General features: G+C 30.8%; 15 protein-coding genes, 1 tRNA gene and 1 other annotated feature. All 16 genes read left to right on the forward strand.

Annotated elements, in window-relative coordinates:
• A partial coding sequence (locus HMPREF1552_RS10585; protein ID WP_021745189.1) for a hypothetical protein occupies positions 1–601 on the forward strand: 601 nt, incomplete at its 5' end.
• A 58-nt stretch (positions 602–659) separates the two neighbouring features.
• Positions 660–1,085 carry a hypothetical protein gene (locus HMPREF1552_RS10590; protein ID WP_021745190.1) on the forward strand — a complete coding sequence of 142 codons (426 nt, stop codon included), beginning with the start codon at positions 660–662 and terminating at the stop codon, positions 1,083–1,085.
• A gap of 84 nt (positions 1,086–1,169) precedes the next feature.
• Positions 1,170–2,288: a hypothetical protein gene (locus tag HMPREF1552_RS10595; RefSeq protein WP_021745191.1), complete on the forward strand. Its 1,119-nt coding sequence runs from the start codon at positions 1,170–1,172 to the stop codon at positions 2,286–2,288.
• 61 nt (positions 2,289–2,349) lie between these two features.
• Positions 2,350–2,640, forward strand: a complete 291-nt coding sequence (locus HMPREF1552_RS10600) for a hypothetical protein (RefSeq protein WP_021745192.1) — start codon at positions 2,350–2,352, stop codon at positions 2,638–2,640.
• 395 nt (positions 2,641–3,035) lie between these two features.
• Positions 3,036–5,300 carry a glycogen/starch/alpha-glucan family phosphorylase gene (gene glgP / locus HMPREF1552_RS10605; protein ID WP_021745194.1) on the forward strand — a complete coding sequence of 755 codons (2,265 nt, stop codon included), beginning with the start codon at positions 3,036–3,038 and terminating at the stop codon, positions 5,298–5,300.
• Positions 5,301–6,116: 816 nt separating this feature from the next.
• The gene (gene rpmG / locus HMPREF1552_RS10610; protein WP_021745196.1) at positions 6,117–6,266 is read left to right on the forward strand and encodes a 50S ribosomal protein L33; all 150 of its coding nucleotides are present in this window, start codon (positions 6,117–6,119) and stop codon (positions 6,264–6,266) included.
• Between the two features lie 16 nt (positions 6,267–6,282).
• Positions 6,283–6,358 (forward strand) — tRNA-Trp (locus tag HMPREF1552_RS10615).
• Positions 6,359–6,490: 132 nt separating this feature from the next.
• The gene (gene secE, locus HMPREF1552_RS10620) at positions 6,491–6,706 is read left to right on the forward strand and encodes a preprotein translocase subunit SecE (RefSeq protein ID WP_021745197.1); all 216 of its coding nucleotides are present in this window, start codon (positions 6,491–6,493) and stop codon (positions 6,704–6,706) included.
• Between the two features lies 1 nt (position 6,707).
• Positions 6,708–7,334, forward strand: a complete 627-nt coding sequence (gene nusG, locus HMPREF1552_RS10625; RefSeq protein ID WP_021745198.1) for a transcription termination/antitermination protein NusG — start codon at positions 6,708–6,710, stop codon at positions 7,332–7,334.
• A 119-nt stretch (positions 7,335–7,453) separates the two neighbouring features.
• On the forward strand, positions 7,454–7,879 hold the full coding sequence (rplK, locus tag HMPREF1552_RS10630; protein ID WP_021745199.1) for a 50S ribosomal protein L11: 426 nt from the start codon (positions 7,454–7,456) through the stop codon (positions 7,877–7,879).
• Between the two features lie 114 nt (positions 7,880–7,993).
• A complete protein-coding gene (rplA, locus tag HMPREF1552_RS10635) occupies positions 7,994–8,701 on the forward strand; it encodes a 50S ribosomal protein L1 (protein WP_021745200.1) in 708 nt (235 codons plus the stop codon).
• A gap of 137 nt (positions 8,702–8,838) precedes the next feature.
• Positions 8,839–8,999 (forward strand) — a sequence feature (ribosomal protein L10 leader region).
• A 12-nt stretch (positions 9,000–9,011) separates the two neighbouring features.
• Entirely contained in the window at positions 9,012–9,518 is a 507-nt protein-coding gene (gene rplJ, locus HMPREF1552_RS10640; protein WP_021745201.1) for a 50S ribosomal protein L10, read from the forward strand.
• A 63-nt stretch (positions 9,519–9,581) separates the two neighbouring features.
• On the forward strand, positions 9,582–9,953 hold the full coding sequence (rplL, locus tag HMPREF1552_RS10645) for a 50S ribosomal protein L7/L12 (RefSeq protein ID WP_021745202.1): 372 nt from the start codon (positions 9,582–9,584) through the stop codon (positions 9,951–9,953).
• A gap of 477 nt (positions 9,954–10,430) precedes the next feature.
• Complete coding sequence (gene rpoB / locus HMPREF1552_RS10650; protein WP_021745203.1) at positions 10,431–13,877, forward strand: DNA-directed RNA polymerase subunit beta; 3,447 nt, start codon at positions 10,431–10,433, stop codon at positions 13,875–13,877.
• Between the two features lie 110 nt (positions 13,878–13,987).
• Positions 13,988–18,061: a DNA-directed RNA polymerase subunit beta' gene (gene rpoC, locus HMPREF1552_RS10655; protein ID WP_021745204.1), complete on the forward strand. Its 4,074-nt coding sequence runs from the start codon at positions 13,988–13,990 to the stop codon at positions 18,059–18,061.
• Positions 18,062–18,226: 165 nt separating this feature from the next.
• Positions 18,227–18,778 carry a guanylate kinase gene (gene gmk, locus HMPREF1552_RS10660; protein WP_021745205.1) on the forward strand — a complete coding sequence of 184 codons (552 nt, stop codon included), beginning with the start codon at positions 18,227–18,229 and terminating at the stop codon, positions 18,776–18,778.
• Positions 18,779–18,802 lie beyond the last annotated feature (24 nt).

Raw genomic sequence — 18,802 nt, forward strand, 5'->3', positions numbered from 1 at the left:
AAGAACAGAAACAGGAAGAGTATTTTATGAAGTGTCTGAAAATCTGAAAAAAGCAGTTCTTCTAAATATTATCTGCTTTACCATAACAGAAATATTAATGTTTTCCGGGATAAAAATTGGAATACTGCTTTTACTTAGCTGTGCTGTAATAAGTATAACATACGGGAACAAATATTATTATCCAAAAGAAAAAACAAAAGATACGCTTGAGATAATAAATGAAGATTTTTATTTAAATGGAAAATTACTGGATATTAAAGGCTATAACTGGGGTACTGAGTTATTTCCTCTATTTGGCACTCGAATAATCAGATCTAAATCTCACATCTATCTTCTTGATGGAAAAAAGGAAATCTGTTTTGTGCCTGAGAAAAACTTAAAAGGAGGATCTTCGCAAATAGATATAATAATAGAAAATAGCAGAATCTCAGAAATTGTGGACAACATGATAGACATAATTCAGAAAAAGCAGATTCCAAAAGTAAAATTTAGGCTTTTTAAAATGAAGATAATGCAGAGTATGCTTCTTTTTATACCTTTTATGCCAATTATGACATTCGTTTTACTATATGGAAGTAAAGTACATATACATTTATTTTAATAGGATAAGAAATAGCTGATGAAATTTTGAATAGTTAAATACAGACAGAGGTGAAAAAATGAAAAATAAAAAAATAAATCTAACTATGATGGCAGGAATGATTTTAATGAGTATGGGATGTGAAGCAAAGGGGAAAGCTTCCCAAAGCAGTATTTCAGGAAAATATAATGTGGAAACGCTGACTACAAAAGGGCAGACTGTAAAGGTGGCAGGTCAGGAATGTTTTGAAAATTCATATTTTGAAATAAAAGGAAATATTGCCTATATAAGCCTTAACAATGTAGTTAACGGGAACTGTATAATAAAGGCAGGAACCTATGATATGCAAAGTAAGGGCAACGGGAGATATATTCTTGTAGGAAATGGCAAGGAATCAGATGAAATTATTGTAAAAAATGGAAAAGTACAGTATAATCAGGATACAGGAATTTCAATGACATTTTCCAAAGATGTGACATCTACTCCAGAAAATATGAAAAAATAGTTTACTTTTTGATTAAAAAGTTAAAAAATATAGCATTTTTAGTGTAACCAGGAAAATTTATTATTAGAAAAATCAGGAGGAATCATGAAAAGATTTATATCATTTGTTTTGCTGGCAATTATGTTTATAACAAGTTGCGGAATTAGCCAAAGTGCTGAAGAGAATGATGATAAAAAGGCTGTAATAGCGGCTTTTGAAGATTATATCAATGCGACAAAAAATGAAGACACAAAAAAAGTTAATGAATATCATTTAATATGGTTTAATATCTGGCGTACTTCACAGGAAAGTTATAAATATCTTACTTATAAAATAAATAAAATTGAACTAACAAAGCAGAAAAACGGAAGCGGAAGGGACATAAAGCTGGCTTATGTAAATGTGTCACTAAAATATCCCGATTTAAACTATACAATGTCTAAATTTTATAAAAACAAAGACTTTAATTCGTTAGTTAAAGGAAAAAGCAGGCTGACACAAATGGAAATAATAGAAAAAGAAGTGTCTTCCTTTTTAAAAAGTGAATTAAAGAAAAATGATATAAAATATATCGAAAAGGAAATGACTGTAAAATTTGAGTACTTCTATCCGCTTAAAAAATGGAAAATTCCTTATGATGAGAATATAGAGTTTATAAATATTCTTTCACTTGACAGCTATAAAATAAAAGGAATGGATAAAACCATAGGAGAAATTGTAAGAACGCCGGAAAATGATGATGATAGAAAACTTTTAATCAGTGAAAAAGAGGAAAAAATAAGAAATAAAACAGCAAAAATTGATGATTATAAACTGCTTCTAATACTTTACTCGCCGGTAAAAAATCCTGATAACATTAACTTTAAAAGAATATCGCAAAAATTAGTAGAAAATTTCCCTAATTATCCGGAAGGATACCGTATTATGACAGATTTCCTTTATCATAATTATCCTGATAATTATTCAGAAATATTAAATTATGCACAAAAAGGAATTGAAGCATATAAAAATGTCGATACAAAAAAATATCCGGAATTTATTTATGAAAATAGCATAAATCATCCATTAAACGAACTGTATACAATTATGATAGATGTTTATTTGAAAAAAGGTGAAAAGGAAAAAGCACTGGATGTGTTCAATAAAAACAAAAAAATTATAAAATATTGGATGCCTCCTGCGAATTACGCACAGCTTGTAAAAAGGCTGGGTGTACAATGGTAGAATTTATAAATTTTCACAAATAACTAAAAATTACAACAACAATAATAGGAGTTGATTTATTATGAAAAAAATTATTTTTGTATTTTTAATATTAGCAAGTGCCTACAGTTTTGCAGCACAAAAAACTTTAAGAACGGTAGAAAAATGTCGTGTAACTTCAAGAGGTATGACAAAAGATGGCAAAAGATTCGCAAACTGTGTGAGCCTTCAGTCAGGAAAAACATTTAATTTTACAGGACTTGTTGACCAGACTTATTACAAATTTTCCAAAGGAACAGTATTTAAAGTGTATTTTTATGGAAATGGAAATAGAAATTTAACTTTGGAAACTTTTGACTATATTGGTAATTAATTTACTAAAAATAATATTTTTTAAATATTTTAAATAAAAAAATTTAAAATGTCATATAAGAAGTAAAATAACAAAACATAATTGAGAAATTTTTGAAAAAATATTATTACTGTACCTCCAATCTTGAAAATTAAATTGGAGGTATATTTTTTATTTTCTTCAAGTCTTTTCATACCCCAATCTTTTCGACATTTACGTAAACGTCTTGACAAACTTTAAAATAAATTATATAATATGGCAACATAGTAAAACAACTTTAAAATTGGATATAACTTATAATTAAATTGCTTAAATCACAAATTTATTTATTATAATAATAATCCAATTTTGAAGTGGTTAAACCATTAAATTTATTATAAAAAACAAAATTTATTTGAAAGGAAATAATCAAAACAGTGAGTTATAATTTTACAGATTTTTTACAGAAAAAAAATGAAAAAAATTTAAATGAAATGACAAATCAAGAAATTTATTACAAATTACTGGAATATGTTAAAGAAAGAGCAGATGAAAAAACACCTAATAAATCTAAAAAGAAAATATACTACATTTCTGCAGAGTTCTTAATTGGAAAATTGTTGTCAAATAATTTGATTAATTTGGGGATTTATAAGGAAGTAAGGGAAGAATTGAAGGCTGCAGGAAAAAACTTGAGCCACATTGAAGAAATAGAAGTGGAACCTTCATTAGGAAATGGTGGACTTGGAAGACTTGCTTCGTGCTTTATTGATTCAATGTCAACTTTAGGAATCAATGGAGAAGGAGTTGGACTTAACTATCACTGCGGACTGTTTAAGCAGGTTTTCAAGAACAATGAGCAAAAAGCTGAGGCAAACTACTGGATAGAAGACCAAAGCTGGTTAAGAGATACAAATATTGGATATGAAGTAAAATTCAAAAACTTCAGTTTACATTCAAAATTAAAAAGAATTGATATTTTAGGATATGAAAAAGATACAAAAAATTATTTGAATTTGTTTGATATTGAAAGCATTGACTACAATTTGATAGAAAATGGAATATCATTCGATGAAGAAAATATTGAAAAAAATCTAACATTATTCCTATATCCTGACGATAGTACAAAAAAAGGAGAATTGTTACGTATTTATCAACAATATTTCATGGTATCAAATGCAGCAAGATTGATTATTGCTGAAGCAACTGAAAAAGGAAGCAACATTCACGATTTAGCAGACTACGCATTTGTTCAAATTAACGATACACACCCAAGTATGGTAATCCCTGAATTAATTCGTATTATGACGGAAGAGCATAATATTTCTTTTGAAGAAGCAACAGAAATTGTAACAAAAATGACAGGATACACAAATCACACAATTTTGGCAGAAGCATTGGAAAAATGGCCTTTAGACTATCTGGAAGAAGTTGTGCCAAATATTGTTGAAATTATAAAAAAATTGGATAAAGTTATAAAAGCTAAATATTCAGATGAAAAAGTACAAATTATTGATGGACAAAATAGAGTTCATATGGCAAATATGGATATTCATTTTTCTTCAAGTGTAAACGGAGTTGCTTATCTGCATACTGAAATCTTGAAAAATAGTGAACTTAAAGAATTTTATGAAATTTATCCAAACAAATTTAATAACAAAACAAATGGTATTACATTCAGAAGATGGCTTGAAAGCTGTAACGAAGACTTGGCAGACTACTTGAAAGAATTAATTGGTACAGGATACTTAACAGATGCTGAAAATCTAAAAGAACTTTTAAAATATGTTGATGATAAAAATGTTTATGAAAAATTATCACAAATTAAACACGAAAATAAAATTAAATTGAAAAAATACTTACAACATACACAAGGAATCGTTATTGATGAAAACAGTATCATTGATACTCAAATTAAGAGATTCCACGAATATAAACGTCAACAAATGAACGCTTTGTATGTAATTAAAAAATATTTAGACATTAAAAATGGAAAATTACCAGAAAGAAAGATAACAGTATTATTCGGTGGAAAAGCTGCACCAGCCTACATCATTGCTCAAGACATAATCCACTTAATACTTTGTCTATCAGAAATAATAAACAACGACCCAGAAGTAAACAAATACTTAAATGTTTACCTAGTTGAAAACTACAATGTAGGATTAGCTGAAAAAATTATTCCAGCAACAGATATTTCTGAGCAAATCTCGCTTGCTTCAAAAGAAGCCAGTGGAACTGGAAATATGAAATTTATGCTAAATGGAGCATTGACTCTTGGAACGATGGATGGAGCAAATGTGGAAATTCATGAGCTTGTAGGCGATGAAAATATCTACATTTTTGGAAAAAATAGTGATTATATAATTAAATTATACGAAACATCAGGTTATGTTTCAAAAGATTACTACAAGCAAGATGGAATAAAAGAAGTAGTTGATTTCATAACGTCAGATAAATTATTAAAAGTAGGAAATAAAGAAAGATTAGAAAGACTTCAAAATGAATTAATAAATAAAGACTGGTTTATGACATTAATCGACTTTGAAGATTACTACAACACAAAAGAAAGAATGTTTAAAGACTATGAAAACAAAGACTTGTGGTACAAAAAAGTAATAAACAACATAGCAAAAGCAGGATTCTTTTCATCAGATAGAACAATCGCACAATATGAAAATGAAATCTGGAAAACTAAATAAATTTTATAAGACGGGGATTTAATGTCCTCGTTTTAAATTTACAAAAATCTATATTACAAAGTAAAATCTAATCAAAAAAAAATATAACAAAATTGAAATTGTAATATTATAAACATTTGTTACAATAAAACAAAAAATTGTAAGGAAGTTGATATTTATTAAAAAAATATTTTTAATTGTAATACTTGCAATAATTACAGTAAGCTAGTCCAAAAGAATGGGTAGCATATAATAAAAGAAGTGTGCGATGCTACTATAAAGATGAAAGTGGATATGTTTATTGCGAAGACAAATGTGGAAATCGCCATTAGTATAAAATTTTAGAGAAATGAATTGTTGTGTTTGAAGCAAAATTTTTGAAATTTTCTTTCTTTTTTTATTTCATAGGATTGCTCATTGCTGCAAATCCTTATATTGGAGTAAAAAAATTATCCTAATAATTAAAATTATGGTAAGATTTTAATTTTTAAGTAAAAGACAACTTAATTTGAGTTTTTCTATTATACTTAAGTTGATAATAACCTTATGAAATTAGAATAATTTTTGTTGAAAGCAAGCTTTGTATTTTACTGTAAAATTGAAATTTGAGAGCGTGAGTACAGAGGTATGGCGTTTGATACCTCTGTGTTAAAATAAATTAAATATAGTAAATAAAATAAAAAACAATTATTACTCAAAAATAATTTTAGAATAGAAAATAGAAAAGTTTAAAAAAAGTAAAGAAAATGGTATTGACAAAAAAAGAGGAATATGATATTATAAATGAGCTAGTTTATTCTGGTAATACCAATATTTTATTGGGAGGGATAGAAAACAATGAGAGTACAAGTTATTTTAGAATGCACTGAAACTAAGTTGAGACATTATGTTACAACTAAAAACAAAAAAACTCATCCTGAAAGATTAGAGTTAAGAAAATATAATCCAGTGCTTAAAAGACATTCTCTTTATAGAGAAGTCAAATAATCTCATAAAAATAGATAGGTCAGTAGTTCAATTGGTAGAGCGTCGGTCTCCAAAACCGAAAGTTGCGGGTTCGATTCCTGCCTGGCCTGCCATTTTATTTTATGGGAATTTTTTTTTGAAAGTATCAATTTAATTAATATCATAAAGATTGATCAAGTGTTAAATGATTATACAGTCAGTGTTTAGGTTTTATTTAAATTCCTAAATAATTCTAGGAGAAAATCATGAGTAAATTTAATTTAAAAGAAGTTTTGGGGAATTTACGTGAAGAATATAAGAAAATATATTGGCCTGATAAAATAGAAGTTTATCATGTAACTGTAATTGTGATTCTTATGACAGCATTTATAGCGATATATACACTACTTTTTGATACAGCATTTAATTTTGTGCTGGCAAAGATAAGTGATGTTTTGAAAAATCTTATAGGAGGCGCGTAAAGTGACTGAAACAAAGAAAAAAATTGAAGATGAAATTGTATACGAAAAAAAATGGTATATAATTCATACGTATTCTGGCTATGAAAAAAAAGTGGCGGCAGATCTTGAAAAAAGAATAGAGTCGCTTGACTTGACAGATAGAGTTTTTAGAATTTTAGTTCCTGAAGAAGAGGTGCTAGAAGAAAAGCGAGGTAAACAAGTAAAAGTTTCAAGAAAACTTTTTCCAAGTTACGTAATGATAGAAATGCTTTCTGTTAGAGAAGAAAATGAGCTAGGATTAGGATATCGTGTTGACAGTGATGCTTGGTATGTTATAAGAAATACCAATGGAGTTACTGGATTTGTAGGTGTTGGAAGTGATCCAATACCGTTGTCTGATGAAGAAGCTTCAAATTTGCTGGCTAAAGTTGGTATTAATGTAGAAGGTGAGGAAAAAGCACCAAGACTAGATATTAATTTTGAAGTTGGTGAAGTTGTTAATGTCAAAAGTGGATCTTTTGATGGACAACAAGGAGAAATTTCTGAAATTGATTATGAACATGGTAAAGTGAAAGTAATGCTTGAAGTTTTAGGGCGTTTAACTCCTGTAGAAGTAGAGCATACTGAAATAGAAAAAATAGACTATTAAAAAAGTCAAAAATAAAAACTGAAAAACGAAAGTATTATTAAAGAATAATAATTAGCGAAATTTTAATTTGAAAGAAAAGTGGGAGATTTAACAAATTCAATTACCACAAAGGAGGAAAAATGGCTAAAGAAGTAATCGGAAAGATTAAATTACAATTAGAAGCGGGGAAAGCGAATCCTGCACCACCAGTAGGACCTGCATTAGGACAACATGGGGTAAATATTGCAGAATTTTGTAAAGCATTTAATGCTCAAACACAAGATAAAATGGGATTTGTAATTCCAGTAGAAATAACTGTTTATGCAGATAGAAGTTTTACTTTTGTTTTAAAAACTCCACCTGCATCAGATTTATTAAAAAAAGCAGCTAAAGTTCAAAAAGGTGCTGGAAACTCTTTAAAAGAAGTTGCTGGAACTATAACAAAAGCTCAATTACAAGAAATTGCAGAAACAAAAATGCCAGACTTAAATGCTGGATCAGTTGAAGCAGCTATGAATATTATTGCAGGAACTGCAAGAAGCATGGGAATCAAAATTTCTGAATAATAAAAAAGAGATTTTAATAACCGATAATATAATTCTATAATAAAAAAATTAAATGATTAGTAAAACAAGTGGGAGATTTAGTAAATTCAATTACCACAGAGGAGGAAATAATAAATGGCAAAAAGAGGAAAAAGATATAATAACATTTCTCAAAAAGTAGATAAAATGAAAGTTTACACACCAGAAGAAGCATTGGAATTAGTTTTTGAAACTAAAAGTGCTAAATTTGTGGAAACAGTAGAATTAGCAATAAGATTGGGAGTAGATCCAAGACATGCTGATCAACAAGTAAGAGGTACAGTTTCATTGCCAAATGGTACAGGTAAAACTGTAAGAATTTTAGCTATCACAAGTGGAGAAAATATTGACAAAGCATTAGCTGCAGGAGCAGATTTTGCTGGAGATGATGAATATATTAACAAAATTCAAGGTGGATGGTTAGATTTTGATTTGGTAATTGCTACGCCTGATATGATGCCTAAATTAGGTAGATTAGGAAGAATCTTAGGAACTAAAGGATTAATGCCTAATCCTAAATCAGGAACAGTTACAACAAATGTTGAACAAACAGTTCAAGAATTTAAAAAAGGAAAAGTTGCGTTTAAAGTTGATAAATTAGGATCAATTCACTTACCAATTGGGAAAGTTGACTTTACAAAAGAAGCTATCGTAGAAAACTTCAAAGTTGCTTTAGATCAAATTATTAAATTAAAACCAGCTGCTTCAAAAGGACAATATTTAAGAACAGTTGCAATCTCATTAACTATGGGACCTGGAATTAAAATTGATCCATTATTGGCTGGAGCATTTGTAGCTGAATAGTATAAAAATAATATTACCGAGTAGATTTTTTCTATTCGGTAATTTAGATAAATGTTTAATTTGGAAATAATTTTTTAAAAGATACTTGCATTTTTTAAAAAGTTATTGTATAATAATACATATTGATTTGTGACACATAAATCGTATAAATATAACCAAAGACAGTAGGTAGAATGAAAGTTCTTTAAACCCTACCGAGGTAAATATTATTACAAATAGATATTAGAATAATAGATATTTTTATAGTATGATACCTCTGGGCTTATTGTTTTTGTTTCAGAGGCTTTTTATTATAAGGAGGTGAAACAAATTGCCAGCACAAGCAAAATTAGAAGCAGTAAAAAGTTTAGTTGAAAAATTGAAAGAAGCTAAAGCGGTAGTATTTGTTGATTATAAAGGAATTAGTGTTAATGAAGATACTGAACTTCGTAAAACTGCAAGAGAAGCAGGAGTAGAATATTTCGTTGCTAAAAACAGATTGTTTAAAATAGCATTGAAAGAAGCAGGATTTGATACAAATGTTGATGATTTATTAGAAGGAACTACATCGTTTGCATTAGGATATGAAGATGGAGTTGCACCATCTAAATTAATTTTTGATTTTGGAAAAAAATTAAAAGATAAATTGTCAATTAAAGGTGGATTGCTGGAGTCTGAAAGAGTTGACGTGTCAACTGTTGAAGCATTGGCTAAATTACCATCAAGAGACGAATTACTTGGTCAAATTGCTTATGGATTGTTGTCGCCAGTTAGAATGTTGGCTGTTGCATTAACAAATGTTGCAGAACAAAAAGAAACTGGAGCATCAGCAGAGTAATTTTAAACATAAAATAATTTTAAAAATATAAAAATAAATAAAAAATTAGGAGGAAATAAAATAATGGCATTTAATAAAGAACAATTTATAGAAGATTTAAAAGCTATGTCTGTATTAGAATTAAAAGAAGTAGTTGAAGCTATTGAGGAAACATTTGGAGTATCAGCTCAACCAGTAGCAGTAGCAGGAGGTGCAGCAGCAGGAGGTGCAGCAGCTGAAGAAAAAACTGAATTTGATGTAATCTTAGTATCTGCAGGAGGAGCTAAATTAGCAGTAATTAAAGAAGTAAGAGGAATTACTGGATTAGGACTTAAAGAAGCTAAAGAATTAGTTGAAGCTGGTGGAAAAGCAATTAAAGAAGGAGTTGCTAAAGAAGAAGCTGAAGCAATAAAAGCTCAATTAGAAGGTGCAGGAGCAACTGTAGAATTAAAATAGTAAAAAGAAAATCAATAGTGAAGACACTCTTAAGGATTATAGAGAGTGTCTTTTTCCACTACAAAACTTTAAAATTGAATAATTAATTATTCTTTTTTGTATTAATTTTTATAAATAAGTCAAACAAATTCATAATTATAATACGATAAAGCTACTTCTAAAAGAATATCGAAAAGGATTACTTTTAGATAAATTCAGTTGTTTTTTAATAATCAAATCTGAAAAGTGGTTTTGGTATAATTAACTTTAAGGCTAAATATAGAGGTTTACATGTTTAAAACAGGAGTATTTTTAGTCTATTTTTTAGTTTTTTATAGTATAACGATATGAGTTTTTATAAAGGTTGCTTAGTTTAAGTGACGTGAAATAACAAATCGAAATTATGAGAACATTTTTAGATGAAGTTTGAATTTTTAAATTTAATTTTTGATTTGAATTTAAGAAGAATGTGTTCTTTTATAGGGAGGAATTTTTTAAATGAACAAACTTATTGAAAGATATAGTTTCGGAAAAATAGTAGACAGAGGGGAAATGCCACACTTTTTAGAATTTCAATTAAATTCTTATGAAGATTTTTTACAGACTAAAGTGCCACCTCAAAAAAGAGAAAATAAAGGATTTGAAGCAATCTTTAATGAAATTTTTCCAATTGAATCCAGCAATGGGTTACTAAAATTAGAATACTTATGGTATGAAATTCACGATAATGATGAACCTTTAAATGATGAATTGGAATGTAAAAAAAGAGGTAAAACATATTCTGGACAATTAAAAGTTAGATTAAAATTGACTAACAAGAGAACAGGAGAGATTCAGGAAACATTAGTTCATTTCGGAGATATACCACTTATGACTGATAAAGCGACATTTATTATAAATGGTGCTGAAAGAGTCGTTATTTCTCAATTACACAGATCACCAGGAATTACTTTTAACAAGGAATTAAATATTCAGACAGGAAAAGATGTGTTTATTGGGAAAATTATCCCTTATAAAGGAACATGGCTTGAATTTGAAACTGATAAAAATGACATCTTAAATGTAAAAATTGATAGAAGAAAGAAAGTATTATTACCAGTATTTTTAAAAGCAGTTGATTTTTTCCAAAATAATACGGAAATTATGAATCATTTCTTTGAAGAAAAAGAAGTAGAGTTGTCAGAACTTTATTCAAAATATAGAGATACTGAGCTGGAAGAAGTTTTGCGTTCAAGATTAGAAGGAAGTTTTGTAAGGGAAGATATTTTAGATGAAGAAACAGGAGAGTTTGTTGCAGAAGCAGAAGAAATTATTGATATGCCTGTAATTCAGAAAATAATAGATGCAAAAGTGCCTGTAATTAATATTTGGGAAGTGAAGCCTGAAGATAGAATTATTGCAAACGCTTTAGTGCATGATAGCACAAAAAATAGTGATGAAGCTGTTATTGAAGTGTTTAGAAAATTGCGTCCAGGAGACTTGGTAACTGTAGACAGTGCCAGATCGCTTGTTAAACAGATGTTCTTTAATCCTCAAAGATACGATTTAGCAGATGTTGGAAGATACAAGGTCAACAAAAGATTAAAACTGGATGTTCCAGCTGATGTAATCGTATTGACAAAAGAGGATGTTTTGCAGACTATTGAGTATGTAAAAAATCTTGTAAGCGGAGAAGGATTTACAGATGATATTGACAACTTGTCAAATAGACGTGTAAGAGGTGTTGGAGAGCTGCTTTCTATCCAAATAAAAGGTGGAATGCTTAAAATGTCTAAAATGGTCAGAGAAAAAATGACAATCCAAGATATTACGACATTGACTCCGCAAAGTTTATTAAATACAAAGCCGTTAAATGCCTTAATTCTTGAGTTTTTTGGAAGTGGACAGTTGTCACAATTTATGGATCAGTCTAATCCATTGTCAGAATTGACTCATAAGAGAAGAATTTCAGCATTAGGACCAGGGGGACTTTCGAGAGATAGAGCAGGGTTTGAGGTGCGTGACGTTCATAACTCGCATTACGGAAGAATTTGTCCAATAGAAACTCCAGAGGGACCAAATATCGGACTTATTGCTTCACTTTCAACTTATGGGAAAGTTAATAAATACGGATTTATAGAAACTCCGTTTGTAAAAATAAATGATGGAAAAGCTGATTTTAATGATATTAGATATTTAGCAGCTGATGAAGAGGAAGGACTGTTTATCGCACAGGCTGATACTCCTATTGATAAAGATGGAAATTTCTTGACTGATGAAGTTGTTTGCCGTTATGGAGATGAAATTGTGCATATTGATAAATCAAAAGTTGATATTTTGGACGTATCACCTAAACAGCTAGTATCTGTTTCAGCGGGATTAATTCCATTCTTGGAACATGATGATGCCAACCGTGCATTGATGGGTTCAAATATGCAACGTCAAGCAGTACCATTATTAAAAACGCAGGCTCCTTATGTAGGAACTGGGCTTGAAAGAAAAGTTGCTGTGGATTCAGGAGCAGTAATTACTTCAAAAGCAGCAGGAACTGTAACTTTTGTGGATGCAAGAAAAATTATTGTAACTGATAAAGAAGGAAAAGAACATTACCATAGATTATTAAACTTTGAAAAATCTAACCAATCAATGTGCTTACACCAAAAACCAATTATTGATTTGGGAGATAAAGTTAAAAAAGGTGATATTATTGCAGATGGACCATCTACTGCGGGTGGAGATTTGGCATTAGGTAAAAATATCTTGCTGGCATTTATGCCTTGGGAAGGATATAACTTTGAGGATGGAATCCTTATTTCTGAAAGACTTAGAAAAGATGACGTATTTACATCAATTCATATTGAAGAATTTGATATTGAAGCAAGAACTACAAAATTAGGAGATGAAGAAATTACAAGAGAAATTCCTAATGTTTCTGAAGAAGCTTTGAGAAATCTTGATGAAAATGGAATTGTAAGAATAGGAGCTCATGTAACTCCTGATGATATCCTTGTTGGAAAAGTAACTCCAAAAGGGGAAACTGAACCACCAGCAGAAGAAAAATTATTACGTGCAATCTTTGGGGAAAAAGCAAAAGATGTAAGAGATACTTCATTAAGACTTCCACACGGAGTAAAAGGAACTGTTGTAGACGTACTTGAATTGTCTAAGGAAAATGGAGATGATTTGAAAGCTGGAGTAAATAAACTAATCAGAATTTATATTGCGGAAAAAAGAAAAATAATGGTTGGGGATAAAATGTCTGGACGTCATGGAAACAAAGGGGTTATTTCAAGAGTATTACCAGTTGAAGATATGCCACATTTAGAAAATGGAACACCGATAGATGTTTGTCTTAACCCACTTGGGGTGCCATCACGTATGAATATCGGACAGGTTTTGGAAGTGCATTTGGGACTTGCAATTGGAGATATTGACAAATATATTGCAACACCAGTATTTGATGGAGCAAGTGAAGAAGATGTTAAAAATTACTTGGAAGAAGCTGGATACAGCAGAACTGGTAAAGTAAAACTGATTGACGGAAGAACTGGACAGCCATTTGACAATCCAGTAACAGTCGGACGTATGTATATGCTAAAACTTCACCATTTGGTAGAGGACAAAATGCATGCCAGAGCAATTGGACCATATTCACTTGTTACTCAGCAGCCACTTGGAGGAAAAGCCCAATTTGGTGGACAAAGACTTGGAGAAATGGAAGTTTGGGCATTGGAAGCCTACGGTGCGTCAAATATCCTTCAAGAAATGCTTACAGTTAAATCAGACGACATTAGCGGAAGAACAAAAACTTATGAAGCTATCGTAAAAGGACAGGCAATGCCAGAAGCAGACGCTCCAGAATCATTTAGAGTCTTAATTAAGGAATTCCAGTCACTTGGATTAGATGTTGCTCTTTATGATAAAGATGGGGAACAAATTGAACTAGATAAGAATGTAGATGCTTAGTAAAAAATAGTTAAAAATAAAATTTTAAATTAAAAGTTAAAATATAAAAAGTTTTCCCACTTTACTTTTCAAAAAAAGTGGAATTAAAGAATAGAGGAGGCTCTTAACGAATGAGTATAAGAGATTTTGACAGTATTCAAATAAAATTGGCATCGCCAGAAAAGATTTTGGAATGGTCGTATGGTGAAATTACAAAAGCCGAAACAATAAATTATAGAACTTTAAAACCTGAAATGGACGGATTATTCTGTGAGAGAATATTTGGGCCGTCTAAGGATTATGAGTGTGCCTGCGGGAAGTACAAGAGAATGCGTTACAAAGGCATGGTATGTGAAAAATGTGGTGTTGAAGTGACAACTTCAAAAGTTAGACGTGAAAGAATGGGACATATAAAACTTGCTACTCCAATTGCACATATCTGGTATTCTAAAGGTACGCCTAACAAAATGAGCCTTTTATTGGGAATCAGTACGAAAGAATTGGAATCAGTTCTATATTTTTCAAGATATATTGTGACTGATCCAGGAGAAACTGGGCTTCAAAAAGGTGAAATTCTGACTGAACGTGAATATAAACTATATGAAAACCAGTTTAAAAATGAATTTACAGCAAAAATGGGAGCTGAGGGAGTTCTAGCCTTGCTTGAGGAAATCGACTTGTTTGAACTAGAAAAAACTTTGCAAGGAGAAATGGATACAGAACACTCTACACAAAAAAGAAGAAAAGTTATAAAAAGATTAAAAGTAGTTAGAGATTTGATAGAAGCAGGGAACAGGCCAGAATGGATGATTTTGACTGTATTACCTGTAATTCCTGCGGATTTACGTCCGATGGTTCAATTAGATGGTGGAAGATTTGCCACTTCTGACTTGAATGATTTGTACAGAAGAGTAATCAACAGAAATATCAGACTTAAAAAATTGATGTCAATAAAAGCGCCTGAAATTGTAATAAAAAATGAAAAAAGAATGCTTCAGGAAGCAGTTGACGCATTAATTGATAACGGTAGACGTGGAAAACCAGTTGTTACACAAAACAATAGGGAATTAAAATCGCTTTCTGATATGCTGAAAGGGAAACAAGGACGTTTTAGACAAAATCTACTAGGAAAACGTGTGGACTATTCAGGAAGATCGGTTATAGTCGTTGGACCAAATTTAAAAATGAATCAATGTGGACTTCCTAAAAAAATGGCACTTGAGCTGTATAAACCATTTTTAATGAGAGAACTTGTAAAAAGGGAACTTGCCTCAAATATAAAAGTGGCTAAGAAAATGGTTGAGGAAGAAGACGAAAACGTATGGGAATTGATTGAAGAAATTATTAAAAATCACCCAGTTCTTTTAAATAGGGCGCCAACATTGCACAGACTTTCAATTCAAGCCTTTGAGCCAACATTAATTGAAGGGAAGGCAATAAGACTTCATCCGCTTGTATGTTCCGCTTTTAATGCGGATTTTGATGGAGACCAAATGGCAGTTCATTTGGTATTGTCACAAGAAGCCCAAATGGAAGCAAAATTATTAATGCTTGCAACAAATAATATTATTGCACCATCAAGTGGTAGACCAATAGCAGTTCCATCACAAGATATGGTAATGGGATGTTATTATATGACAAAGGAAAGAAAAGGTGTTAAAGGAGAAGGAAAATCTTTCTCTAACAAAAACCAGTTAATTACAGCATACCAAAATGGACAAGTTGCAGTTCACGCACTTGTAAATGTAAGAATTGATGGAAAAACAGTACAAACTACACCTGGACGTCTTATGTTTAACACAATGCTTCCAAAAGAAGTGAGAGATTATACAAAAACTTTTGGTAAAGGTGAATTAGGAAAGTTAATCGCTGAACTGTATAAAAAATTTGGATTTGAAAAAACATCTGAACTGCTTGATAAAATTAAAGAGTTTGGATTCCACTATGGAACACTTGCTGGAATTACTGTTGGAATTGAAGATTTGGAAATTCCTGAAAGTAAAAAGGCTATTTTGGAAAAAGCTGAAAATGAAGTGGCTGAAATTGAGGAACAATATAAATCTGGAGAAATTATTGATGCAGAAAGATACAGAAGAACAGTCGCAATATGGGATGAGGCAGTTTCAAAAGTAACTAAGGAAATGATGGATAACTTGGATGAATTCAATCCAGTTTATATGATGGCGAACTCTGGAGCTAGAGGTTCGATTGCACAAATGCGTCAACTTGGTGGAATGCGTGGACTTATGGCAGATACGCAAGGGCGTATTATCGAAATGCCGATTAAAGCTAACTTTAGAGAAGGGCTTAACATTCTTGAATTCTTTATGTCATCACATGGAGCGAGAAAAGGACTTGCGGATACAGCATTGAGAACTGCCGATTCAGGATACTTAACAAGAAGACTTGTTGATATTTCACACGAAGTTATCGTAAATCATGATGACTGTGGATGTGAACATGGAATTGTCGTATCAGATTTGATGGATGCTGGGGAAGTAATCGAAAAATTAAGTGAAAGAATTTATGGAAGAAACTTGGCAACAGACTTAATTCATGAAGGAAAAGTAATTGCCAAAAGAAATACTTTAATAACGGATGATTTGATTAAGAAGATTGAAGAATTAGATATTCGTGAAGTTGAAATAAGAACACCTTTGACATGTAAATTGGAAAAAGGAGTTTGTAAAAAATGTTACGGATTAGATCTTTCTAATCACAAGGAAATTCTTAAAGGGGAAGCAGTTGGAGTTATCGCGGCTCAGTCAATTGGGGAACCCGGTACACAGCTTACAATGCGTACTTTCCATACAGGAGGGGTAGCAACAGCGGCGTCTGTTCAGTCAGACTATAAAGCTGATGTTTCTGGAAAAGTTAAGCTTAAGGATATCTCTGTACTTGTAAATGAGGAAGGCAAAGAAATTGTTGTTTCACAAAATGGACGTGTAATAATAGGAAAACATAGATATGAAGTACCATCAGGCTCGACTTTACACGTAAAAGATGGAGATTCAGTTAAGAAAGGACAAGTACTGGTAGAATTTGATCCTTATCAAATACCGATTATTACATCTGTTGAAGGAAAAGTAGAATTTAGGGATATTTACGTAAGGGAAAATATTGACGTAAAATATGGAGTTACTGAAAAAGTGGCGATAAAACCTGTGGAAAGTAATGATGTAAACCCTAGAATAATAATTTATACAAAAGATGATAAGAAAGTAGAATATGCAGTTCCTTATGGGGCATATTTAATGGTAAGTGAAGGAGAAACTGTTAAAAAAGGTCAAATTATCACAAAAATCCTAAAGACTGGAGAAGGAAATAAAGATATTACAGGAGGACTTCCTCGTGTACAAGAATTATTTGAGGCAAGAAACCCTAAAGGAAAAGCTATTCTATCAGAAGTTGCAGGGCGTGTAGTTTTCTCTGACAAAAAGAAAAAAGGTATGAGATTAATCTTGATTGAAGATCCTGAAAGTGGGGAATTAATACAAGAATATACTGTTCCTGTTGGAGAGCATTTAGTTGTAACTAATGAGATGTTAATTGAAAAAGGTGCGAAAATAACTGACGGGCCTGTTTCACCACACGATATTCTGAAAATAAAAGGACTTGTAGAAGCACAGCAATTTATTCTTGAATCAGTACAGCAAGTTTATAGAGAGCAAGGAGTTGCGGTTAACGATAAACATATTGAGATAATCGTAAAACAAATGTTCCAAAAAATTAAAGTTAAAGAAGCTGGAGATTCATTATTTCTTGAAGATGAGTTAATCGATAAAAAAATTGTGGAACGTGAAAATGAAATATTAATTTCAAAAGGAAAACGTCCAGCAACTTACGAACCAGTAATTCAAGGTATTACAAAAGCAGCTGTAAATACAGAAAGTTTCATTTCTGCGGCATCGTTCCAAGAAACTACAAAAGTTCTTGCAAATGCGGCTGTTGAAGGAAAAACAGACAGACTTGAAGGATTGAAGGAAAATGTAATCATTGGTAAAAAAGTGCCAGGAGGTACAGGATTCAATGATTATAAATATTTGGATGCAGTCTTAAAAAATGATATTGTAGAAGAGGAAGCTGTGGAAACTGAAGTGGAAGTAGATGGAGAAAAAGTAGAAGTTACAGAAACTTTAGGTTCCTTAAAGGACAATCCAAATGAAATTATAGAAACTGTTGAAGAAACAGCAGAAGTTGAATAATTAAGATAATTTAAACTTGATTAGTAAATGTATACTCGTAACAACTATGAATATAAAATTTTAATATTACTGTCAAAATTAGATTATTAATATAATATTGTGAATAGGGAGATTTGTGAATATAAATTTCCCTTATTCGCGTAAAAAAATAAAAGGTGGTTTCTAATGAAAGGAAAACTATTCATTATTTCAGGGCCTTCAGGCTCAGGAAAATCAACAGTTACAAAATTAGTAAAAGATCGACTAAATATTCCATTATCAATATCAGCTACAACTCGACAGCCAAGAGACGGAGAAATCGATGGCAAAGATTACTTTTTCTTAACTAAAGAAATTTTTGAACAAAAAATAAAAAATGATGAATTTTATGAATATGCAAATGTTCATGGAAATTATTACGGAACATTGAAGGAAGTAGTAGAAAGTAATCTAAATAAAGGATTAAATGTAATTTTGGAAATTGATGTGCAAGGTGCATTAATTGCGAAGGAAAAGAAAAAAGATGCTGTATTGGTATTTTTTCGTACAAAGGATATGGAAACTCTTGAAAAAAGGCTTCGTAACAGAAATACTGATACAGAAGAAGTTATTCAGACACGTTTAAAAAATGCGTTAAAAGAACTGGAATATGAAAAAAAATATGATTACACTATAATAAATAATGATATTGAAGAATCTTGCACAGCATTGATAAATATTATTAATCCACAAAATTGATATAAATTCTAAAATAATAGGAGA

Source organism: Leptotrichia sp. oral taxon 879 str. F0557 (genome assembly GCF_000469385.1).
In the GTDB taxonomy this organism is placed as follows: domain Bacteria; phylum Fusobacteriota; class Fusobacteriia; order Fusobacteriales; family Leptotrichiaceae; genus Leptotrichia; species Leptotrichia mesophila.